Genomic DNA, 25040 nt, shown 5'->3' with positions numbered 1-25040 from the left:
TACTATTCATTTCCTTTAATAAAACCAGGATGTGCTTTTGGATCATAGTTTGGAATTTTCTTAATGAAAGACATAATAAAATCTTTTAATAAGCTTATTAATTCTTTTTCTATTGATTTATCATATGCATTTTTTTCAGTTAATTTTATCAATAAGTTTATTGCTGTCTTATCTTGTTTGAAAAATGTTTGTAAGTCATCCTTAAAATCTTGAATATATTCTTTAGGTAATGGGTTTGTTAATTTGTGTTTAATACAAAACAACATAATTGATTGAAATATTTGTGAATATGGTAAATATTGTGGTTGTTTTAAAAATTCATATACTTTTGCACCGTGTTCTAAAATTCTTTGTGTAGTTTCATCAAGATCGCTACCGAATTGAGCAAAAGCTAACATTTCATTATATTGTGCTAATTCAAGCTTTAATGAACTTGATACTTGTTTCATAGCTTTTATTTGTGCACTACCACCAACACGGCTAACACTGAATCCAACATCAACTGCTGGTCTTTGACCACTATTGAATAGTGATTCTTTAGTGAAAATTTGCCCATCTGTAATTGAAATAACATTTGTAGGAATATATGCAGATATATCACCAGATTGAGTTTCAATTATTGGTAAAGCAGTAGATGACCCCCCACCATATTCTTCATTTAATCTAGCTGAACGCTCTAAAAGTTGTGAGTGTAAGTAAAATACGTCCCCAGGATATGCCTCACGTCCTGGAGGTCTTCTTAAAAGTAATGAAAGCGTTCTATAAGCAACAGCATGTTTTGATAAATCATCATAAATTATTAAAACATCTTTACCTTTAGACATTCATTCTTCAGCTATGGTAATTCCAGTATAAGGTGCTATATATTGAAGAGGTGCTTTTTCAGAAGCACTAGCATTAATAATTGTTGTATATTCTAATGCATCATTTTCTTTAAGGTTTTCAACTATTTGTGAAACTGTTGAATTTTTTTGTCCTATAGCAACATAAATACAGTATATTCCCTTACCTTTTTGGTTTATTATTGTATCTATTGCTATTGCTGTTTTACCAGTTTGTCTATCACCTATAATAAGTTCACGTTGTCCTTTACCAATAGGAACCATTGCATCAATTGCTAAAATTCCTGTTTCAAGTGGTTGGTCAACAGATTTTCTTGTCATTATTCCGGGAGCTACTTTAAATATTTCTGAGTATCTTTGTGCATTAATTTCACCTTTTCCATCAATTGGATTAGCTAAAGCATCCACTACTCTTCCTAAAAGTTCATCTCCAACTGGAGTAGAAATAACATGATTTGTTGTTTTTACAATAGTACCTTCTGAAATGTACTTATCATCTCCCATAATAACAACACCAACTAATTCTTCTTCAAGATTTAAAACCATAGCAAAAACATTGTGCCCAAAGTCTACTAATTCACCTAATTTTGCATTATCTAAACCACTAACTAATGCAATACCATCTCCAAGTGTTACCACTTCTCCGACTTCATCAGTTGTAATTTCTTTTGAAAAGTTTTTAATTTGTTTTTTAATGATTAAACTTAAATCGTTTGGTTTTAATGACATATTATTCTCCTTAATTTATTTTATTAATCATTTAAAATTGATTCTTTTAACTTTTCAATTTGATTTAAAATTGTATTATCAATTACTATATCATCAATTACAATTTTAATCCCCCCTAAAAGCTTAGTATCAATTCTATTTTTAAGTTTTAAGTTAATTTGATATTTTTGTGAATAAGTTTCTTGTAGTTCATTGATTTGTTCTAAAGAAAGTAGTTCAGTTGAATATACGTACCCTTGCTTTATATTTTTTGAGTTGTAATATAAAGTTTTATATATATTAATAATGTTTGTAATTTTACTTACAATATGATTTTTGGTAATTACTTTTAAAAAATTCACAATTGTTGGGCTAAAATCAGAAAATGTTTCATCAATTAATTGATATTTTTTTTCATTAGTTAGTGAGTATAAATTTAGAATTTTAATAAATTCTTGGTTTTCTTGCAAAGATTTATTTATGTATTTTAATTGGCTATAATAATTATCAATTTGATTTTCTTCTTTTGCTAGTTCAAAGATAGCTAATCCATAATTATAAATTAATTCATTATTCATAATTATTTTGCCTCTTCTAATAATTGCTCAATCATTTTCTTGTTTTCAGGATCTTTTATTTCTCTACCTATAATTTTTTTTGCAATTTCAACTGCATTGTCAACAATTATTTTCTTTTGTTGTTGTTCAAATTCTTTTCAACTTTTTGAAATGGAATTATTAGTTTGTTCAATCATTCCATGTGCTTTTTTATTTGCTGTTTTTGTAGCAGAATCAATGATTTTTTCGCCATCTGTTTTAGCATCATGAATCATTTGATCTGCTTTTTTATATGTTTCAACTAAAGCTTCGTTTGCTTTCACTTGTAATTCAAGCGCTTTTTCTTTTGCTTTAACTGAATCATCAATATTTTGTTGAATGTAATTTTGTCTATTATTCAACATTTTTTTAACTGGTTTATAAACTAAAAAAGTTAAAACCAATACTGTTATTAATAAAGAAACAATTGTAAAAATGAAGTAAGGTCACTGTCAAGCAAAGTTATTAAAAACTTTATTTAATTCTGATGTAACACCTTCACTTTTTTCGCTTGCTATAATGATTTTATCCATAAAATTAAACGAAAATAATTAAGAATGAAATAACTAGACAATAAATAGCACAGGTTTCAATAACAGAAAGACCAATAAACATTGTGGTTAATAGTCTTGATCTTACTTCTGGATTTCTTCCAATAGCTTCAACAGTTTTACCTACTGTTATTCCTTGACCAACTCCAGCTCCACCAGCACCAATCATTGCTAGACCAGCACCAACAAGAGCAAGACCATAAGCTAATCCTGTTGATTGATTTGTTACATTACTTGCATTATATGCACTTACGATAATATCTGTATTCATATTTTCTCCTTTAATTAGTAGTAATGATATTTTTCATCTTATTTTTTACAATTTCTTTTGATTTTTCTTTTTGTGTTACTTTTGCAGAAAGTGATCAATAACTTAATGATAGTATTACAAAAACAAATGCTTGTAATATACTATCAAAAATATCAAAATATAAACTTAATCATGGTAATAATAAGATGGAAATAATATTAATTTGAGCCATGGCTTCAGTTCCATGAAAACCAAAAATAGCTCTTCAAATATAATTTAATAAAGCTTCTAAAAGAATAATTAGCAGCGTACCACCTGTAACATTTCCAAACATACGGAAACTCAAACTTAAAATCGGTGATAATTTTCCAATTCAATCCATTGGATTTAATCATTCTTTAATGTAACGTCATTTTTGGAATATTATTCCTACAAAAATCGTCCCCACTCAAGTTATTGCTGTTACACTAAAAACAAAAGTTAAACTATTTGCAATTGGTGCAAGCCCAAAAATACTTAATGCATTTCCAAAACTTAAAAAAGTAAATAAGCTAAAGAAATAAGGAGCGGTTTTATCTAATTTTCCTTCTGATGAGGTATTTGTTAAATCATCAATAAACATTATATATTGTTCAACAACAATAACTACTTTAGGTGGCGCTATATGTGTCTTAGATCTTTTAATAACTATAAATAATGCAATTGCCATAAGAGTAATCATAATTGTTAAAAGAACTAAACTTACTAGTGGATTTTGTGAAAATTCACTATTTCCTCATGCAGATTTGTCATTCAATGAAGAATGACCAAATAGTCTATCCATTTATCTCCTTTCTAATTTCTAATTTAGATTTTACTATTGAAGTTCATAACCTAGTGAATGTTGATGGTATAAATGCTACACAATAAGTAATTATATTAATAGGATATAAAGAACCATCACTTCCTGGAATTTTATGTACTAGAAATAGTTTATTAAAAAAGAATAAATAACATAAAAAAGCAGCAACTATTAACAATTTTGACAAATGTAATAAAATTATTTTTCCAGTGGATATTTCTTGCTTTGAAAAAATTAATTTTATGATCTTTTGCTGGTATAAAGTTAAAACAATAAAATTAATTAATCCTACTAAATATCCTCAAAATAAAGCAATATTGACAATGCAAATTAATGCAAAAATAATAAATAAAATGGCATGTATAAGAAGTGTTAATAATTTATAATTTGTAAAAATTTCTGCTCTGTTTTTTCTCATATTTATTAAGGTTTATAACCTTCTTATGATTATAGCACTATCAGAAAATTTATTAAATAATAACCAAAAAAACACACTAAATTGCATTTTTAAAAATGGTAAATATTTTTAGCAACTAATAAAAAGCAAAATATTTTTAAAAATTAGCACTCTTTTAGTTAGACTGCTAAAAAAGTGATACAATTATTATGAAAGGAAATGACTATGGATATAAATTGACAACCAAATGAAGATAATAAAAATCCATTAAAAGAGTATGGAAGAAATTTAATAGAATTAGCAAAAAGTAATAAGTTGGAACCAGTTATAAATCGTGATGATGAAATTCGAAGACTGATAAGAATTTTAAGTAGAAAAACAAAAAATAATCCTGTTTTAGTAGGCGAACCAGGTACTGGTAAGACTGCTATTGTTGAAGGATTAGCAAGAAAAATTGTTGAAAAACAAGTACCTGATGAACTTCTTAACAAGCAATTATGAGAAATTGATTTAGCTTCTATGATAGCTGGTGCTATGTATCAAGGACAATTCGAACAAAGAATAAAAAAATTAATGAAAATTGTTGAAGAAAGTAATGGTAATATTATTTTATTTATAGATGAAATCCATATGTTGGTTGGAACAGGAAAAAATTCAAGTAATTCAACAATGGATGCTGCAAATATGTTTAAACCTTTAATGGCTCGCGGTGCATTGCATTTAATAGGTGCAACTACTTTAGATGAATATCGTCAATACATAGAATCAGATCCAGCGCTTGAAAGAAGAATGCAAAAAGTTAATGTTTTTGAACCTAGTGTTGAAGATACAATTACTATTTTAAGAGGTATAAAAGAACGCTATGAAACTTTTCATGGAGTAAAAATTACCGATAGTGCCTTAGTGTCTGCAGCAAATTTAAGTGCCAGATATATAAGTGATAGATTTTTACCAGATAAAGCAATTGATTTAATTGATGAAGCAGCCGCAACAATTAAAACTGAAATAAATTCGCAACCAGAAGAACTGGATAAAATAATGCAAAAAATTGCAAGACTTGAAATGGAAAATGCAGCCTTACAAACAGAAAAACAAACCCAATTAATTCAAGAAAAAGTATTTGAAAATAAAAAAGCTTTGGATGTACTAAAATTAGAATCTGACATTTTAAAAAAACAGTGACAAAAGGAAAAAACATTAATAAATCAAATTTCAAATTACAAAGATCAAATAGATCAACTAAAAAATAAATTAACTATTTTACAAAATGAAGGTAATTATACTGAAGCAGCAAAGGTTTTATACTCAGATATTCCTAATTTAGAAAAAAAATTACAAGAATCAGAAAAAGAAATTAATAATTCGGAAAAACGACTAATTAAAGAAGATATTGATGAAGAAGAAATTGCAACTATTGTTTCAAAATGAACAAATATTCCCGTAAATAAATTACTTCAAACTCAAAAAGCTAAAATATTGAATCTTTCACAAAGTTTAAAAAATAGAATAAAAGGTCAAGATCAAGCTATTGAAGCAGTATCTAAAGTAATTTTACGTTCAAAAGCTGGAGTTTCTGATCCGCGTCACCCAATTGGAAGTTTCTTATTTTTAGGTTCAACAGGAACAGGAAAAACAGAATTAGCAAGAGCGCTTGCAAATGATTTATTTGATAATGATGAGCATTTAATAAGATTAGATATGTCTGAATTTATGGAAAAACACTCAGTATCAAAATTAATTGGTTCTCCTCCGGGTTACGTGGGTTTTGAACAAGGTGGACAATTAACAGAAAAAATTCGCCAAAATCCTTATTCAATTATTTTATTTGATGAAGCAGAAAAAGCGCATCCTGATGTTTTAAATTTATTGTTACAAATTTTAGATAATGGTAATTTAACTGATAGTAGAGGAAGAAATATTAATTTTAAAAATACAATAATAATTATGACAACTAATATTGGATCAAATTTAATAAATAAAGAAACTATAAATGATCAACAAATAAAAACAGAATTGCTTAAATTTTTTAAACCTGAATTTATCAATAGAATTGATGAAATAGTTGCATTTAACCAGTTATCTGAAGAAATTATTAAAGAAATTACGAAATTAGAACTTGAAAAGTTACAAATTAGATTACAAAAACAATTAAATCTAAAAATAAATTTCACGGATAATGTAATTAATTTAGTGTCTTCAAAAGCCTATAATTCTGAATATGGTGCAAGACCTATTAAAAGATATATACAAAATCAAATCGAAAATTTAATTGCATATGAAATAATGTCTAAAACTTTAGAAGAAGACCAATATATATTAATTGATGCAAATCAATATAAAGTTTTCTTGGAAATAATAAACAATGAAATAAATTAATTACAAAAATAAGAAATATAAAAATTCAACATAACGTTGAATTTTTATTTATTGACTATTATTCAAAATCTATTGAGTGACCAATTAATTCTAATGATTCTTTTGTAGCTTGTGCTAGTGTATCAGATGAACTATTGAAAGCTGCTCATTCATCTTTAGTCATACTTAATTTTCCTGGTAAGTATTCATAACCATTTTCTCCAACTATTACAGGAATTGATGAATAAATTCCTGATTTGTAGTATCCACGTGGTAACTTAACTCCAACTGTCATAATTTGACGTTTGTTATTTAAAACTGCATCCATAATTTCATAAATGGCTGTTCCAATTCCAAATTGAGTATTTCCTTTACGGTTGTAAATGTATAGCCCTTCAGCTAATGTTTTTTGAAGAAGTTCTGGCATTTCTTCTGTTGTGAATTTTTTAGCTTTTATTAAGTTTTTAAATGGAACATTTCCAACTTCAACATTTGATCAAGCTATCATTGCTGTTTTTCCATGTTCTGCTAATACATAACCGTGAACTGAATCAGCTGATACATTTAGTCTTTGTGCTAAGAATTTTCTAAATCTTCCTGAGTCTAAATATGTACCAGTTGAGATAATTTTTTTGTATGGCAATCCAGTTGTATAGTGAATGCAAGCTGCCATAACATCACATGGGTTAGCTGCAACAATAACTGTACCTTTGAAGTTAGCTTCTTTTAATCCTTCTCCAAATGATTTCATTAATTTAGCATTTTCAGCTGCAAGCGCTAAACGATCTACCATGTTTTTCATTGGAATAGATGCTGTAATAACTGCAATATCAGCACCCTTAGCATCTGCTAAAGTTACGCTTCTAAATGTTGAATTATTTCTTGGCATTAAAGAAACCATATCTTCAAAGTCGTGAGCATGAGCTTCTGTTATATCGTTGTTTTTATCAACAAAAACTCATTCTGCCTCTACTCCTCTTGCAATTGAAATATTAACAAATGTATAACCTACATTTCCTAATCCTACTACGATAATTTTTTTCATTATTCTTCCTTTTTTCAAATTTTTATTTTTATATTCAAATTATAACACTATAACAAATCATAAAAAAGCAAAAAAAAGCAAAAAATAAATTTTTGCTATTCTAGTGTACCACCAAGTTCTAAAATCATATCTCTTAATTGAGCAGCTTTTTCAAAATCCATTTTTTGTGCAGATTCTTTCATTTCTTTACGTAAAGCATCAAACATTTTCTTTTCCTTTGTTTTTTTAGATATCTTATTATTTTCTGTAAAAGTATCTTCTATTTCTTCAAGAAGCTTTTCATTTTCAATTGCTTCCTTAATAGGTTTTATAATGGTTTTAGGAATTATGTTATGTTTTTTGTTGTATTCTTGTTGTATTTGTCTTTTTATTTTATTATCATTAATTGTTTCTTGCATACTTTTAGAAATTTTATCGGCAAAAAATATAACTCTACCATGGTCATTTCTAGCTGCACGTCCAACTATTTGTATTAAACTAGTTGTATTTCGCATCAACCCATCTTTATCTGCATCTAACACACAAATTAAAGAAACTTCAGGTAAATCTATTCCTTCTCGAATTAAATTAATACCAATTACTACATCATAAATACCTTTTCTTAATTTTCTTAATATAGTATTTCTTTCAAAAGTATTAAATTCTGAATGTATATATGCTGTTTTAATTTTTTTAGAAGTTAAATATTTTGATAATTCTTCTGCATTTCTTTTGGTGGTTGTAAGAATTAATGTTCTGTCATTTTTTTCTTTTTGAAATCTTAGTTCATCAAATATTTTTTCAATTTGATTTTCAATTGGATGAATTTCAATAATTGGATCAAGTAAACCAGTTGGACGAATAAATTGTGTAATTAATTCACCATCAACTTTTTGTATTTCATATTCACCAGGAGTTGCGGAAATAAAAATTTTTTGAAAATTATATTCTTCAAATTCATAAAATTTAAGTGGTCTATTATCTAATGCGCTAGGTAATCTAAATCCATATTCAACAAGTGTTTGTTTTCTTGATCTATCACCATTATACATTCCATTTAATTGTGGTATCATCATGTGGCTTTCGTCAATAAAAATTACAGCATCTTCAGGTAAATAATCAAGAAGAGTATAAGGTTTTTCTCCTTCTTGTCTATTATCTATATAACGTGAATAATTTTCAATCCCATTAACATAACCAAATTCAGAAAGCGAATCAATATCACTTGTTATTCTTTCTTTTAATCTTTGATATTCTAATAATTTATTTTCTTTTTCAAAATATTCTAATTGTTTTTCTAATTCAATTTCAATTAATGAAATTACTCTTTTATTAGTGTTGGGATTAGTTGCATAAGCACTTGCTGGTAATATTGTATAAGTTTTGAAAGTCTGAAGAATTTCTTTAGTTATTGGATGTATTGTGGCTATTTTTTCAATATCAGAATCAAAAAAATCAATTCTAATATTAAAATCTTCAGTTCAAGAAGGTGCTATTTCAAAAATATCACCTCTTGATGAAAAATCCCCTCTGTCTAAAGAAAGTTGATTTCTTTTATAACCAATTTGTATAAGTTTAATCATAAAATCACGACGGTCAAAATTCATATTTAATTCAATTGGTAAAAATGAATCACGATATTCTTGGGGATTAAAGGCACCATAAATACTTGCAACAGATCCAACAACAACTGTATCTCTTCTTAAACTCAATGCATTGATGGTTCTTTGACGCATTGCTTCTAATTCTTTATTATTTTTAGATGTTTTATCAATAAAAACATCTTTAGCTGGTAAATATGCTTCAGGGCGATAGTAGTCAAAATAAGAAACAAAATACTCAACTCTATTCTCAGGAAAAAATGCTTTTAATTCTTGATAAAGTTGACTTGCTAATGTTTTGTTATGACTTAAAACTAGTGAAGGTCTATTTATTCTTGCAATAACATTGGCAATTGTAAATGTTTTTCCACTTCCTGTAACTCCTAAAAGAACTTGCTCTTTTTTGTTGTTATTTAAACCTTGAACAAGTTTTTCTATCGCTTGTGGTTGATCACCAGTTGGTTTGAACTCACTATGTAAAATAAATTTTTTTGTTTGAAAATCCATATATAACATTATATTAAATTGTAAAAATATAGTTATGTATTTACGAAATATATAGTAACTTTAATTAAAATTAATATATTTTGTTTTATGGTAAAATTTTAAGTATGAATACAAAAAGAACAAAATTATTATTTTCACTTGGTTTATTATCGATTATAACATTACCTATTGCAGTTGTTTCATGTGGTCAACAAACTGAAGCTTCTAATAATGTAGCTAGTGTTTATTTTCAAACAAATAAAGACAAACAAAATATTTTTTATAATCCACAAACAAAAGTTTTAGATCTTTCAAGTACGCAATTAAAAGAAATAAGAGCAGCAAGCTTTAGTAGACAAGCATTAAAAAATATTTTTATAAGTGATGAAGAATTTAGACAAAGAGTTTTTGATAATGAAGAAAAAAGAATTTTAATAAGTAAAGTTATCTTCCCTGAAACACTTGAAAAAATTGAAAAGGGTGCATTCTTTGATTTGGGACTTGAAACTGTAGATTTTTCAAAAGCAACTAAATTACACACCATTGAAGAAAATGCATTTGGAGATAATAAAATACAAGAATTATCATTACCACAATCTGTTACAAATTTAGGTAAAAACGCATTTTCAAATAACAATATTTCAAATGTGACATTACCTGAAAATTTAAAAGCATTAAACAGTTTTGTGTTTTACAATAATAAATTAACAACAATAGATTTATCACACATAATAACAGTTAATGAATTTGCATTAGGAGCAAATAACATTTCTGAATTAACTTTACCTGAAACATTAACAAGATTTGCTCTAGATGCTTTAGATTATAAAGAAAAAACTCAAACTAATAAAACAGTATTAGATGTCAAAAATACTGAATTAAAAAACGTTCTTATTACAAATGATGAACACCACTACACAATAAAAAAATAATATAAAAACACAAATAACTTAATGGTTCTTTGTGTTTTTTATATTTGTAATTCTTTATTTCTTCATTTAAGAAATTTTTTTCTTTGACTATTTAAATGTTGTGGAGGTATTTGCTGTATTTTTTTGAATATCATTTCATATTTTTGAATTTCTTGTTCCATAATTTTATTATTTACCAATATTATGGTGCCTTTGTTTTCATCATATGAAAAGTAGTTTTTATCAAAAAAAGTATGTCATGTTGGGTCTAAATTTAGATAATTATCTTTATTAGATATATTTTTTGAAATTTTTATAATTTCCCTCATTCTGGTTTCATTATCTTTATATCTATTTTCAATTGATTTTTGAATCATCTTATTACGTATAGCATAAACAGGAAAAATGTGACACTTCTGACTAGTAGATGAGTTAGAAAATACATCAAATACTTTAATGTTTTCTACCTTTTGTATGTATTGTCGTCTTTCATATAAAACAAGTTTGTTGATTTGATCTATATTTACAAATTCTCTTATTTTTTTTACTATTTTTTTACCAAACTCTTTTTCTTTTGTTCTTCCTAAATGAAAAATAAAATTATTTAATTCCTGAAAATCTTCATTATTTAATATTTTTAAAAAATAATTTTCTTTTGTTATTAATTTTTTAGTAATTAAAGTTTTAAAATTTATCACATCTCTTTGTTTAAAAGTCTTTTTTAAACAGTAATTTTCAAAGAAAATAGCAAAATTTTTGTTAAAGTTTTTTTCTGGATTACTTAATACAATTGGTGCTGATGCAGGATTTGAAACTTCACCTGCAGGATTATTTCCAGAAAATAATGATTTTAAACCTTTTATAGTAATATTGTGTATATTTTTATCAATAAAATCATTAATTATTTTAATTTCATTTGGATTATTTTTTTCTGTAAAACAAACTAGAGAGTGTTGTGAAGAATGCTCTCTTACATTTTGTTTTATTTTTAGTAAATTAAATAAATTTTGTCTTTTCAAGAAAGTTGAATTTTTTGAAAATCAACTTTTAGTAGTCAAAGTATCAATACAAACGGATTTTATCTTAAAAAAATAATAATAAATTACAAGTGTATTTTTATCAAAAATTATTGTCATTTCTGCAAAAAAATGTGATGATTTTGTGTTTTTTTTGTAATTGCTAGTTTCAATTTCAAATGTTCAATAACTTAAGTTATTTGTCATTTAACTTAAATAATTTTTATAATTTCAGTAAAAATACTTTTTAAAACTTCAATTGAAATTGAATTTCCAGCTAAAAAAATCATTTTATTTTTATTTATTAAATTTGTATTTTTTATTCTGAGAGCATCTTTTTCTGAAAAACCCATATATAGAAATGATTCAATGTCTGTAATTGCTCTTATTTTGTTTTCTTTTTCAAAATAAAATTTTAGTCTACTATTAGCACCTGATGCTGTTAAAGTAGCTCCATACCCTTTTGGTAAATATAAATAATTTTCCGAATTAAATTTGGTATAGTCTTTAATTATACTTTTATTTATTTTAGAATTAGTTTCTTTAAAATTTGTTCTCTCTTTTTTTAAAAGAAAATTAAATTTTGAAAATTCATCATCATTATTAAATTTAATGATTGTTTCTAATGTATTTTCATGATTTATTTTTTTAGGTCATTGAAATTCTTTTTTTGAATTTAATATAGAAACCATAAAAACACGTTCTCTATTTTGTGCAGAACCATAGTCAACTGAATTTAATATTTTTCATGATGATGTGTATCCTAAAGATTCTAAAAATACTATTCATTTTTCAAAAGCATCTTTAAATTTTTTACTTGCAAGAGCTTTTACATTTTCCATTAATAAAATTTTCGGTAGTCTATTTTTATTATTTTCTAATATTCTCTGTACTTCCAAAAGCAAACCGCTTCTTGTGCCTTGCAAAATTCCTTTTTGCTTACCTTGTTGTGATAAATCTTGGCATGGGAATGAGTAAGTGAATATATCAATATCTTTTGGAATTTCTTTAACTTTGGTTATATCACTTGAAAATTGTTGGGAATCATCCCCCCCCCCCTTATAAACTCTTTATTTAATAAACAAGTAAAATAAGGAAAAATATTTCTTAATTTTTCTTCGGATAAATTTTTAAAAAAATTTTTTGTTACAGGTTTTTTACTATCTGAACTTAGTTCTAGTGAAGATAATTTATCTATAATATCTTCTTTTTTATGTTTTTTATCTTTTTGTAAAATCTTTGAATTATTAATAATTTGATAAGCAATTATGGCATCAATATATCATTCTATAAAACCAAGTGATTTAACTTTGAAGTTATTCTCTTTAGAAATTAAATTCAAAGCTTTTATTTGAGAACCTATCCCTGAAAAAACTTCAAATATTTTTATTTCTTTCATAAAATCCCCTCCATATAAATTTATAAAAATATTATAGCGAAGTTTTTGTGTTAAAGATAACAAAATATATTTCAATCATATTAATTTATTTTTATTATAATAATGTATATTTATATAATATATCTTGCAATATATGAGGAGATAATATGAAAAAAACTACTAAAAAATTTTTATTTTTGACAACTGTTTTTGCAATAACTTCTTCAATTGGAGTAATTGCTATTTCTTGTCAACAAAACTTAAATACTTCAGATATTAATAAAAATGAAAAAAATAATCAAAATGATTTAAATATATACATACCTAAAAAACCCGAAAATAACCCAACGAACACAAATCAAAATACTAATAATCAAAACACAGATTCAAAAGAAAATACAGATAATAAAAATTCAAATCCAAATGAAAAAGCAGAAAATGAAAATACTCAAACAAACCCAACTCCAGAAACAAATAACCCAAAAAATACTGAAAACACAGATAAAAATGATTCAAGTGACTCACAACCCAAAAACCCAAACAAACCAGAATCAAATGATGTAAACAGTCAAAATACAGGCAATAACGAACCAAACCAAAATTCAGAAGATAATTCAAAACAAGATGCTTCAGATAATCAAGATAATGAACCAGAAAATCCTAAACAAGATTCTGATACACCTAAAAATAACCCAGACACAAACCCAAGACGTGATGATAATTTAGAATATGGTGAAAGTCATAATATTTCACCAGTATGACACTTAGAAAATGAAAGAAATATAAGTGAAATTAACACACTAAATACAAATAAAAATGTTTTTGAACTATATAACAAAGCCTTATCAAAAAGACAATTAACTAGCACAAATGTTACTTTTGATAATAAACAATACAAAAATTATAGATTGTTGAAATCAAGTTTTAATAATAAAAATGTAACAGTTGAAATTGCCTCAGACATTGAAATAAATAACACAGATACTTATAAATTAAAATATTCAAATGGTGAAAATTCTACTGAACAAGAAATAAATTTAACTCCATCTTCTACTAATAAATATGTATTAGTTACAAGCATAAATAATGTAGTTGAAAACTACAAAATAAAACTATTAAAAGTTATAAAAAATAATTCAGAAGAAGTTAAATTTGTTTCTGCAGGAGAATATTTACTGGGTAAAGAAATATGAAAAGATTCTTATAAATTTAAGGTCACAAATGAATACAAGTGATCAACTTGAAATTCAGGAAATAACTATCATTCATTTGCAGTTACAATGCAACCGATTGCAAATAATTATACATTTCCTTCAAAAGCAAGATTGGTATGATTAACTAAAGATAATAAATTAGAATCTGGTGAAATGTCAATTGAAAAGAAACTTAGACAATATCCATATACAGCTAAACTAGACATTACTTTTAATGTTTCTAATATTAAAAAAATAATAGGAATTGAAGTTTTGGGATGAAATGAACATGAATGAAAATGATTAGGTAATGTTTCAAATAAAATAACAATATCTGATCAACCATCAGAATCTGAAAGTGTACAAAACTTACCATCAATATATCAAGTATCAAAACAAGATAATAACTTAAATATTTTAGTATCTAATCCTGGAGATTTTCAAAATGTAAAATTTGAAATAAAATCAACAAATCCTTTTGTTAAATACAGTAATATTTTTGAAGCAACTAAGAGCGGTAGTTCATACAATATAAATTTAAATTCTTTACCTAAAAATGTTGAAGAATTTATTATAACAAGAGGTGTTTTTGATAATGAAATAAAAACATACCCATTTGTTTCTTATGTTACATTTAAAAATTATCAAAATCAAAATAAAAATTATCAAATAACTGACTTTAATATATATAAAGATGAAACAAATAAAAATCTTTATGGTTCAATTGCTTTTAATTTTAATAATGAAGATTTTAAACGTTTTGATAATAAATCAGTTGAGTTAATTTTTACAAGAACACCTCAAGAATTTGAAAAAATAGGTACAAATTATTGAAATCTATTTTTAAAAGAGCAAAAAGTAATTGTTCCTTTCAATAAATGAAATAAATTTAATTTAAATGGGTTTTATGAAGAACAACTTTATACATTAAAGAGTGTAAGGATAGTAGAATCTATAAATTTAAATGAAGTAATTTCGCAAGATAAATTTGCAGATAGTATTAACTCATTAAGTAATAAAGAATTTTCTTATACATTTGATTATGGTAAAGCAAAAGATGATTATTTAGCAGACCAAACACAAGGTGAAACTAAAGATTCATTATTAATTAAAGATAAAAATAACGAATCAAAAACAATAGAATATTCACTTCAGAATCATTATGCAGCAATAAATTACGAAAGAGAGAATTGATACAAAGCTAAGGTTATTGAAAATGACGACAGAGAAAAAAGTCAAAAATTAGCAGAAAATAAATTTACATTAACACACAATGGAAAACAAATTAACACTCATTTTATTTCACCAAGAGAATTAATTAATAATCTAAAATGAAATTTCAATGATAAATTTACAGAAGCTACAATTACAAAAGATATTTCTGCATTTAAAAATTTAAATTTACATGAAAATGATGCAATTATAACGTTAGGATTTGAATTTGATCCTAAACAAAGAGAGATAACTGATTTAGTTGAAATTGAACCTTTTGTAAGATTTGAGGAAGGGATTCGTTCAGCATATTGACCCGTTAGAAATGTATCTAAATCTTTTGTTTATTTATCTGTTCCCTATAAAAAAATAAAAGATTCTCAAACATTAAATGATTTAAATTTTGAGTATTTGGCAATAAGACACACAACAAATCAACAACAAAACTTAAAAAATTTAATTGCATCTCGTTATACATTTGCAGCAGAATTAAGTGGAAATTCACTAACTTTTAAAATTAAGTCTAAAGCAAATGATACAAAAATTTTTGAACGGATTGGCGATCATTATCTATCCTTAAATAATTCAGCATTTTTAGGTAGTTCATCATTATTTATTTATTATTCAGATATTAATAGCAACACTCCTATTACATATGAAGCAATCAAACCACAGAACATAAAAACTATCGGATTAGATCATTTAAATTTCAAAGATAGTTATAAACATAATATTCCTGAATTAGAAGGTTCATCTACAAGGTTATATAAAGAAGATAATGAAATAAATGTTCAAAATGCAAGACAAAGAACATTTAATTTTGACAAAGAAAAAGCTGGTGAAGGAACTTGAGCAATTATTGGTAAAGTAAATCCTGATAATCCTAATGATTATAAATTTTTTGTTTCAACAAATCAACATGTTTGAGGAAGATTTAATCCTGTAGAATCAAAAACATTTGATAATCCAAGATTTGATACCGCTTTACCTATTAATAGGCCAGAGGGCGGTTGAAGTATTCATAAACCTGATACAAGAGAAAGATTTTATCCAGGTATTGAATGAAATGATGTAAAAGTAAAAGTTGATTTAATTAATGCATTTGATAATGATTCAAGATTCCCTGATGCTAAAACAGAATTTAAAAATAATTATGGTGATATTAATGTTGATGAAAAATGAGGGACGTATTCAGCACATACAAACAATTCACTTTCAAGAGCTGATATGATTATAGGAATTGCTGATTTTAAAGATATTTTCAGTGTTTTTGAAACAAGAGATGGAGTTGTATATTATCACAATAAACCAATTGATAATGTTTCTGAAGACAAAGATAAAAGCATTAGAAGAGTATATGACTTTTTCATGGCTGCAAAAAATCTTAAAACATTAAAACCAAGTATTCACAACTTACACCTTTCTACATTTTCAAATTTAACATGAACATTAGCTTCATTTCCTGTTCAGGCACAACATGCCAACCCTGATACAAATGATGGAAAACGTTATAGAGAATATTTAATAGGAAATTTAACTACACCTTTATCAAGATTACAATATGGTGGAGTATCTACCTCACTTCCTGCAATTCATGTGGATTCTAAGTTATTAGATTTAAATGGCGGTTCTTCAGGAACAATGTTATTTGATTCTGAAGGAAATGCTACATCATTATATACAGAAACAGCAACAACTTATGGAGCTGCAATGGTAATTGATACCCAAGCAGGAGCTTTTTTAGGAGACGGGAAAACAACTCAAAACCCAGGATCATTTTACGAAAAAATGAGAATATTGAGTCATTTATACCCTGACTTATATGACCAAAAGCAATTTAATGAATTACCGGATTGGCTAAATCGGGAAAATAATAATCTAAATTAATTTATATTTATGTAGTTTCACTGAAATAAAAAAACAAATAAAATTGTAAAAAATAACAAAAAAAATTGTTATTTTTGTTTTTTGTTTATTTTTCAATTATAATTATGTGTTTAATTCTAATTAAGCATTTTTAAATACGTCTTTACAATGAATTAAGATAGATTTGAAAATTATATAACCACAAACTATTTGTTTTGGAGTAAGGAGAAAAAAATGAAAAGAAATAAAAAACATCGTTTAGCCGTTGCAATTGCACTTTCTATAAGTGCTGTAGCAGCCACTACAACAAGTTTTATTTTGGAAGAAATAAGATTAAATAATTTAAGGAAAAAGCAAGGAGAATTGTGAAAAGAACTCAAAACTTTTAAGGAAAAAAATTTAAGCAATGATTTATTTTTAAACACAGTGGTTCAAAATATTTTAGATGATAATCCTGTTTTAAGACTTTTTGAGGATAATTTTCTAAAAGTTCAAACAAAAATTGAAAACCTTAAATTTACTTTACAAAAATTTAGCGATATTGTAGAAAATCAAAAGAAATTAAATTTTTATGAATATGATAAACTAAACAAAGAAGTTTTAGATTATATTAATAATCATCTTAAATTTGATGAATATTCTGACATAAAAAAAGAACTTGAAAGTGTAAAATTTGAAACTGATAGACATGTTAATCGTGAATCAACTCAAGACGAGATTGATGAGCAAGTAAAGATACTTCAAGAAGCTTATGAAAAAGCAAAAAAGGACAAGGCAATTAAAGACAATGATATTAGACAAATTGCCTATGCAGATTATGAAAAAGAATTAAGAAAATTGAATGATTTTATTACAAATGATCTTTCAAAACATGATTTTTATAATTCATTATACAAAGAAGAATTACACAATCGTGATGAAATTATAAAAGATATTAGTTTTGAAAATTCTAATGTAGGAGATATTTTAGAAGCTAAATATGAATTGATTCAAGAACTTGAAGATGCAATAGAAAAAGCTCATAAAATATCATGACAAGAGCTTCAAAGAGTTTATGACGAAGCCACAAAATATGCTAATGAAACATTAACTACTCCGGATGATACTAAAATCAAAGATTTATTATTAGAACATTCAAAACAACAATATGATACTGGAATGAATAATGAAGATTTTAAAGTTGTATATACAAACATAAACAATATTTTGGGTTATGTAAACGCAACAAAAATTCAAAAACAAGTAAATGATGCTTTTAGAAATAATGCAATAGATTATATTGACTTGGCTAAAGAATTAGCAAATGATTTTATAGATAGTTTTAACGATGGAAAATATTTAGATATTAAAAAATATGTATCTGATATTTTGGTTGTCGAAAGTCAAGATACTGATTTAAAAACATTTGACAAAATATATGAATCAGCAAATAAAATAATAGAAGCTTTAGAAGCTAAAAAAGCCGAAGCATTATCTGGTTATGATGCTCAAAAAGTTAAATTAAACAAAATAAAGGATGGATTAACAGATCCTAAATATGAATCAATTAAACAAGAAATTACAGAATTAATTACCAAAGAAGATAAAGTAAGAAATAATCCAGATTCAACCACTAGACAAATTGTAGATGCAACAGAAGCTTTAAAAAATTACGAAGCAAAAATCGAAAACAAAAAACAAGCAAAAAATGACATCAATGTTTTATTTAAAGATATAGAAGATTACATCAACAAACATAAACATCCAGAAGATACAGAGTCAATTCAAAAATTACAAAAAGCTTTAGATAAAACAAAAGAAGTTGTAGCAAATTCAAACGATTCTTCAAACATTCAAGATCAAAAAAATAAATTAGAAAAAGTTTTTGAAGAAGTTAAAAAAGAAGTAAATGCTACTCATGAAAAACGTGAAGAACAAAAAACTGAATATGATGAAGTAGTTGAAGATGTTAATGATTTACTTGAATTAATTAATGCAAATAATTCAAAATATCCAGGTTTAGCCGATCAATTAACAACAACAAAAGCAGAAACTGATGAAGTTGTTGCTAAAAAAGATACTAAATCAACAAGCGATCAAATAAAAGAAGCAAAAGAAAAATTAAAAGCAAAATTAAATTCAGTGGAAAATCAAAAAGATAAAATTGATTTTGATTGAGAAACAGAAGTATATAAAAGAAAATTAGAAGCTGTTGATGCTTATAAAACAGATGTTTTAACTGATAAATATCCTGTAATTACGCAAAAATTAGATGAAACAATAACAAAAATTCAAGAAGATCTTAAAAAAATTCTTGAAGATGATAACAAATCATTAAAAGAGAAAATTGAAGCTACAAAAAAAGCAGCTTCAGGTGTTCAAGAAGCACTTGATAAAGCAAAAGAAGAAAAAGAAGAAACGGATAAAAACCGTAAATTTAGAGAATTTGAAACTCTTAAAAATAAAGTTAATGATTATATAGATCAAAATTTAGCAAATAATAACGATTTTGATTTTATTAAAGATCCTTTAAAAAAATCAGTTACAGATGAATCTAATTTAGTTGAAAAAGACTCTAATGCTGCTTTACTTGAACCAAAAGACAAAATTGAAGTTGAAAATATTCAGGAATCAATTGATAAATTAACTGAAATTTTCAGTGCGTCAAAAGCTTTAAAAGAATCAAAAGATAATTATGATAACGAAGTTAAAAAAGCAAAAGCTAAATTAACTGAAATTAAAAAACCTGTTTTAAATAAAGATGATGAAGAACTTTATAATACTTTAAAAGATGTATTAAACCAAATTGAAGAATTTTTTAAAAATAACGATAATAAAACAAAAGAAAATTTTGATGCAAAAGCAAAAGAATTATCAGATGCAATAAATAAAGCTGATACAGAATATACTACAAACAAAGAAAAAAGAGAAAAAGCAAGAACTAATTTACAAACAAAAATTGAAGAAATTAAAAAATATGTTCAAGATAATTTACAAGAAAACACAGATGGGAATTTTGTTACAAAACCAGAACATGAACACACTGTTAATAAGATTTTAAAAGAATTAGCAGTAGCACAAGGTATTAATGACAACAATTCTTCAACTGAACAAAATTTAATTGATGCATTAGCTAAATTAAATTCAGATGAAAAAGTTTTAAAAGCATCAGAAATTTTTGATAAAAAAGCTTTAGAAGCTGAAACATTTGCAACTTCTCTTGAAACAGATAAAAAATTATTATCAAATGATTCACAAAAAGAATTAATTGATACAGCAAAAGAAAATTTAGATTCTGCTATTGAATTACAAAAATCAAATAAAACAAATTCAAACGCAACTGAAGAATCAATAAATCAGGCAACAAAAGATTTAAATCAAGCATTAGAAGACGCTAAACAACAACAACTAGTCATTTTCCAAAATGCTTATGATAATTTATCTAAAAAAGCAAAATCATTATTAACTGAATTAGATGAAACTAATGTAGAAGATGCAAATAAACACCCAGAATATCATGGAATTTATGACACACTAAAAGCAATTATAGATTCAGAAGATCCAAAAGCACTTTCAACATCTACACCTAAACCAACAGTCGAGATTTTAAAAGAATCACTTCCAAAATTACAAAAAGCATATGATGATGCTGTTTTAGCTAAATCAAAATCTGATTTTGATAAAGTTTATAATGATATTTTAAATATATTTAAAGATGATACAAATCCTGATAAATATTCAGAAATAAAATCCGCTATTATAAATAAATTACAACCACAAAAAGATGTAAGAATTAATGATAAATCAGTAGCATCTGAAATTGATAAAGCTACTGAATTATTAAAAGCAGAAATTCCACAAATTGATTTAATAAAACAAAAATTCGATGAATATTTAAATAAATACAGTGATGTATCAAAATATAATGATGGCTTAGATAAAGATCAAACAGAAGCTAAAAAAATATTAACTGATACTTTAGATACTTATAAACAAAGTAATATAGGTGCTGATAATGTTTTAAACCCTAAAAAATATCAAGAATTTAAAGAAGCTTTAGATATAGCTTTTGAACAAGCAAAAGCAGTAGAAACTTCTAAAAATAATTACAAAACTGAAAAAGATAATATTGTAGCGGATTCAGAATTTGAAAACTATCCAAAATCATTAGAAAAATATAAAGCTGCAATAGATAAAATAATAGGTGAAGATGGTTCACTTAAAAAAGATTTAGATGCTGCAACAACTCCACAAGAAACTAAAAAAGCATATGATGATGCAACAGAAGCATTAAAACAAGCTAAAGCTGATATTGCTTTAAATAAAGCTCAAGAAGATTATGAAAAAGCAGTTAAAAATATAGAAGATTTTATTGCTAATGATTTAGATAAAAATGTTCAAGAAGAACAAGTTATTATAGATGAATTAAAACAAGTAAAAGAATCAGCTGGTGATTTCATAGAACCTAAAGAAAATGACTCAACCGCTACTGTAACTGATTATAACGAAAAACAAAAAGAATTAGAAGTAGCATTAGCAAAAGCAAAATATGAAAAAGCAAAACTAGATGCTCAGAATACTTCTAAAAATGATTTAAAAGATAAATATCCTGAAACTGAAAAATACTACAATGATAAATTAGCAGAAATTCAAAGTGAATTAGATAAAAAACTTCAAGAACCAGGAGAAAACAAGCAAAAACAAAAAGAAGCATATGAAGCAGCTAAACAAGCAATTGATGATTTAAATAAAAATTTAGAAGCTAAAAAACAAGCAGAACTTGAAAAAAATAAAGAAGCATATGAAGAATCATTAAAAAAATTCAATGATATAAAAGATGAAATTGAAAATATTCAAGATGAAGCATTTAAAGCAGAATTAAGAAAAATAATGGAAGATGCGCAAGCTAAAGCAAATAATGCACTTACTGATCCACTAGATGCTACAAAATATCAAAAAGCAAAAGAAATCTTAGATAATGCAAATAGTTTAGTTAAAGCAAAAGAATACGAAAAATTAAGTGATGATGCACAAGAATTTATTGATTCTGTTTCAAAAGATTCAAATTATTCTGATGTAACTTCTAACTTAGAACAAGTAAAATCAGATAAAGATAAAAAATCACTACCAACTGTAAATCCACTTCCATCTTCAGATGATATCCAAAAATCAATTGAAGCACTACAAGATGCTTTAGATGAAGCAAAACATAAAAAAGAACAAAAAGATTTTGAAAAGAAAATTAATGAAGATAAAGAAAACTTTATTAATTTAATAAAAGATGTTTATATTGCAGATTCTAACAAAGAATCAATTGAACTTCTTAGTCCAGAAAATATCACTAAACTTGAAGAAAAAATGGCTTCATATATTAACGATGCAAAAAGTATCGATAAAAACAATAAAGAAGAATTAAATAAACTTATTGAAGAATATAATAAATTAAAGGAACAATATCAACAAGGTTATGTTGACGCTGTAAATTACAGAATCGATAAAGCAATAAATGATAAAGCAAAAGAAAATTTTGGTGAAGGTATAGAAATGACTAATTTCTATAAACCACTTGTTGATTTTGTTGAAGGATTAGATGATTCCTCACATGAAAAATTAGCATCTATAGTTAGAGCTAAACAAGCAGATATGCATGAACAAGAAGATGCACTTAAAACAGAAATTAATAATTTAAAATCAAAATTTACAGCAGAAGAATTACAAAATAATCCTGTAACATTGGAACAATTAAATAATAAATTAGTTGTTTTAAATCAAAGTGATAGTGCAATATCAAATACATTTTCAAATATAAAATCAAAATTTGAAGAACTTAAAACTCAATTTATTGAGTCATATAAAAATTTTGTTTCAAATTATTACGATATTGAAAATAGTGATGTATTTACATTTGCAGATTTCGTAGATTCTATTGAAAAAGGTAGAAATAAAACTCAAGAATCTAATAACATAAAAGAAACATACGATTCATGAATGTTAAGTATTGGTAATGAAAATACTGAAGAAAGTTTATTACAACTATATACAAAAGCAACTCAGACTGTAAAAAGTCAAAAATCATTTTTTGATAATTATGTTTCATATGCAAAAGACTATTATTTAAATCAAGTTCAAAATAATAGTGAATTGTATAAAAAATTAACAGAAAGTTTAAGCCATAATGTATTTTCATATTCACTGACAATGTATGATACTTTTGGAAATAGGGGATTTTCAACATTTGGTATCCTTACAGAAAACGATCCGAAATATGACTTGGAATTTCAAAACGGTATTTATTTTTTAGATACCTCATATTATTTATTTGATTATAAAAAACAATATGCTCTAGCAAAAGTATTGTTAAATTTTGTTAATAAATATAAAAATGACTACCCTGAATTAGAAAAAATAGTTGATTATATAGAGTCTGAAATTGTAAAAGCAGAAAATGAATTTTCAAAAAATACGAAAAGTTCAGTAGACAATTCAAAAGAAATTTTAGATAATGTAATTAAGAAATCAGATGAAATAATTTCTAAATCAGTATCATCAGGACATTTTAGTGAATATCGAAACGAAAAGGTTAAAGAAATTAGAGAAATTACAAAAGAAAGAAATACTATTTCAAGCAAAGCATTAACATCTGATGATAAATATTATTCAGGTAAACCAAGATTTTTTGATTCAAATAACAATAAATTAGCATCAAGTTCAGTTGTTAATATAAATGATATATCACGTTTAATAAATGGTATTAATAATTTAGATAAAGTAGAAGCTAATCCAGTAGAGTTTGCATATGCTCTGTATTTATTTGAAAATAATCAAAAAGGCAATGAAAATACTATTATGCCAATTGATAATAATTACAATATATTATTGTCTTCAAATTATTGAATATATCCAGAAGATACTCAAAAAAATTTAGATTCTTATTGAGTATTAGATTTATTGGGTGGTACAAAAGAAAAAGTTCTAAGTAGTGATAATGAAGCAAAAAGTAAACAATATTTAAAAAATTATGGTTATTACGAAATAGTTACATATTTATTGCAAGGTTTAATAAATTATTATGAACAAGAATATAAAAAGAAAAATAATGTTGATGCTGATAATTCATATTTAAATACTGATAATACATTTAAAGATATTACAGGTAAAACTTTATCACCTCTTCAGTTAGCTAAACAAACATTAGATATTTTTGGTATAAATACATTTAAACGTTGAAATGGTTTTAAAGGATTTAATGAAAACACACAAACATTTGAATATACAATTGACAGTGGTGCTTTTAAAAATTCAAATCATATTCTTAAAAATGAAATAACCATAAACAAAACAAAACCAAATGATCAATATGTTTCAGAAACTCAAACAAGCATACCAATGGGTATAAATATTCCTGATTTCGCTATATATGAGTATGAAGGTGGAGGAAAACTATCAGAAAATAGTATTGTACATAAAACTAACCATGTAATTGAGGTGGGTGAAGGAAAACAAGTATCCGCAAGACAATGACTTTTAAATTCTTCTTTCAACATTTTTGATGCTTATAATAAACTTTTAGAAGAATTATATAATTTAAATAAAAGTGATGCAAATAATAAAGTTATTGCAGTTTCAAATAGACAGATTTTTGATAATTCTATTAATGAAGAACATGAAGTTGACATGACTAAATGAACTGCATATACAGATGCAGCAGTTGAAGATAAATTTATGATACTTAAGAAAAAATAATATATAAAAAATATCAAGCGCAGCAAGTATTGCGCTTGATTTTTATTATAAATTTAATTAATCAATAAAAAGAATTTTTGTTTTTCGATTT

General features: G+C 25.3%; 15 protein-coding genes. 4 read left to right on the top strand and 11 right to left on the bottom strand.

The annotated features are described in order from the left end of the window. Positions 1 to 2 precede the first annotated feature (2 nt). From atpA to N8G13_RS00265, 6 genes are read right to left on the bottom strand one after another with little or no spacing between them, the layout of a single operon-like run. Positions 3 to 1571, bottom strand: coding sequence for a F0F1 ATP synthase subunit alpha (gene atpA, locus N8G13_RS00290; RefSeq protein WP_262288965.1), 1569 nt, complete (start codon positions 1569 to 1571; stop codon positions 3 to 5). A 23-nt stretch (positions 1572 to 1594) separates the two neighbouring features. Then, positions 1595 to 2128, bottom strand: a complete 534-nt coding sequence (locus N8G13_RS00285; protein WP_262288964.1) for a F0F1 ATP synthase subunit delta — start codon at positions 2126 to 2128, stop codon at positions 1595 to 1597. Between the two features lie 2 nt (positions 2129 to 2130). After that, entirely contained in the window at positions 2131 to 2679 is a 549-nt protein-coding gene (gene atpF / locus N8G13_RS00280; RefSeq protein ID WP_262288963.1) for a F0F1 ATP synthase subunit B, read from the bottom strand. 4 nt (positions 2680 to 2683) lie between these two features. Further along, positions 2684 to 2968: an ATP synthase F0 subunit C gene (gene atpE / locus N8G13_RS00275; protein WP_262288962.1), complete on the bottom strand. Its 285-nt coding sequence runs from the start codon at positions 2966 to 2968 to the stop codon at positions 2684 to 2686. 10 nt (positions 2969 to 2978) lie between these two features. Then, positions 2979 to 3770 carry a F0F1 ATP synthase subunit A gene (locus N8G13_RS00270; protein ID WP_262288961.1) on the bottom strand — a complete coding sequence of 264 codons (792 nt, stop codon included), beginning with the start codon at positions 3768 to 3770 and terminating at the stop codon, positions 2979 to 2981. Then, positions 3763 to 4206 carry a hypothetical protein gene (locus tag N8G13_RS00265; protein ID WP_262288960.1) on the bottom strand — a complete coding sequence of 148 codons (444 nt, stop codon included), beginning with the start codon at positions 4204 to 4206 and terminating at the stop codon, positions 3763 to 3765. The genes N8G13_RS00270 and N8G13_RS00265 overlap by 8 nt, the downstream gene beginning before the upstream one ends. Before the next feature lie 204 nt (positions 4207 to 4410). Between N8G13_RS00265 and N8G13_RS00260 the strand changes: the two genes are divergently transcribed. Continuing rightward, positions 4411 to 6561, top strand: a complete 2151-nt coding sequence (locus N8G13_RS00260; RefSeq protein WP_262288959.1) for an ATP-dependent Clp protease ATP-binding subunit — start codon at positions 4411 to 4413, stop codon at positions 6559 to 6561. Between the two features lie 58 nt (positions 6562 to 6619). Here N8G13_RS00260 and N8G13_RS00255 read toward each other — a convergent pair whose 3' ends face one another. Next, complete coding sequence (locus tag N8G13_RS00255) at positions 6620 to 7585, bottom strand: lactate/malate family dehydrogenase (RefSeq protein WP_262288958.1); 966 nt, start codon at positions 7583 to 7585, stop codon at positions 6620 to 6622. A gap of 95 nt (positions 7586 to 7680) precedes the next feature. After that, positions 7681 to 9672 carry an excinuclease ABC subunit UvrB gene (gene uvrB, locus N8G13_RS00250; RefSeq protein WP_262288957.1) on the bottom strand — a complete coding sequence of 664 codons (1992 nt, stop codon included), beginning with the start codon at positions 9670 to 9672 and terminating at the stop codon, positions 7681 to 7683. A gap of 104 nt (positions 9673 to 9776) precedes the next feature. Here uvrB and N8G13_RS00245 point away from each other — a divergent pair, with 104 nt between their 5' ends. Next, positions 9777 to 10583: a leucine-rich repeat domain-containing protein gene (locus N8G13_RS00245; RefSeq protein WP_262288956.1), complete on the top strand. Its 807-nt coding sequence runs from the start codon at positions 9777 to 9779 to the stop codon at positions 10581 to 10583. A 38-nt stretch (positions 10584 to 10621) separates the two neighbouring features. Here N8G13_RS00245 and N8G13_RS00240 read toward each other — a convergent pair whose 3' ends face one another. Genes N8G13_RS00240 through dcm_N form a run of 3 tightly spaced genes read right to left on the bottom strand, consistent with a single transcriptional unit; the run spans position 10622 to position 12977 of the window. Next, positions 10622 to 11785: an MAG4270 family putative restriction endonuclease gene (locus tag N8G13_RS00240; protein WP_262288955.1), complete on the bottom strand. Its 1164-nt coding sequence runs from the start codon at positions 11783 to 11785 to the stop codon at positions 10622 to 10624. A gap of 5 nt (positions 11786 to 11790) precedes the next feature. Continuing rightward, on the bottom strand, positions 11791 to 12564 hold the full coding sequence (locus tag N8G13_RS00235; protein WP_262289112.1) for a DNA cytosine methyltransferase: 774 nt from the start codon (positions 12562 to 12564) through the stop codon (positions 11791 to 11793). A 32-nt stretch (positions 12565 to 12596) separates the two neighbouring features. Beyond that, a complete protein-coding gene (gene dcm_N, locus N8G13_RS00230) occupies positions 12597 to 12977 on the bottom strand; it encodes a DNA (cytosine-5-)-methyltransferase N-terminal subunit (RefSeq protein WP_262288954.1) in 381 nt (126 codons plus the stop codon). A 146-nt stretch (positions 12978 to 13123) separates the two neighbouring features. Here dcm_N and N8G13_RS00225 point away from each other — a divergent pair, with 146 nt between their 5' ends. After that, positions 13124 to 17248 carry a hypothetical protein gene (locus tag N8G13_RS00225; RefSeq protein ID WP_262288953.1) on the top strand — a complete coding sequence of 1375 codons (4125 nt, stop codon included), beginning with the start codon at positions 13124 to 13126 and terminating at the stop codon, positions 17246 to 17248. Between the two features lie 213 nt (positions 17249 to 17461). Further along, positions 17462 to 24949: a hypothetical protein gene (locus N8G13_RS00220; protein ID WP_262288952.1), complete on the top strand. Its 7488-nt coding sequence runs from the start codon at positions 17462 to 17464 to the stop codon at positions 24947 to 24949. The last annotated feature ends 91 nt before the right edge of the window (positions 24950 to 25040 follow it).

The organism is Mycoplasma zalophi (genome assembly GCF_025486335.1).
GTDB lineage: Bacteria > Bacillota_I > Bacilli_A > Mycoplasmatales > Metamycoplasmataceae > Metamycoplasma > Metamycoplasma zalophi.
This window is presented reverse-complemented; position numbering and strand designations above follow the sequence as displayed.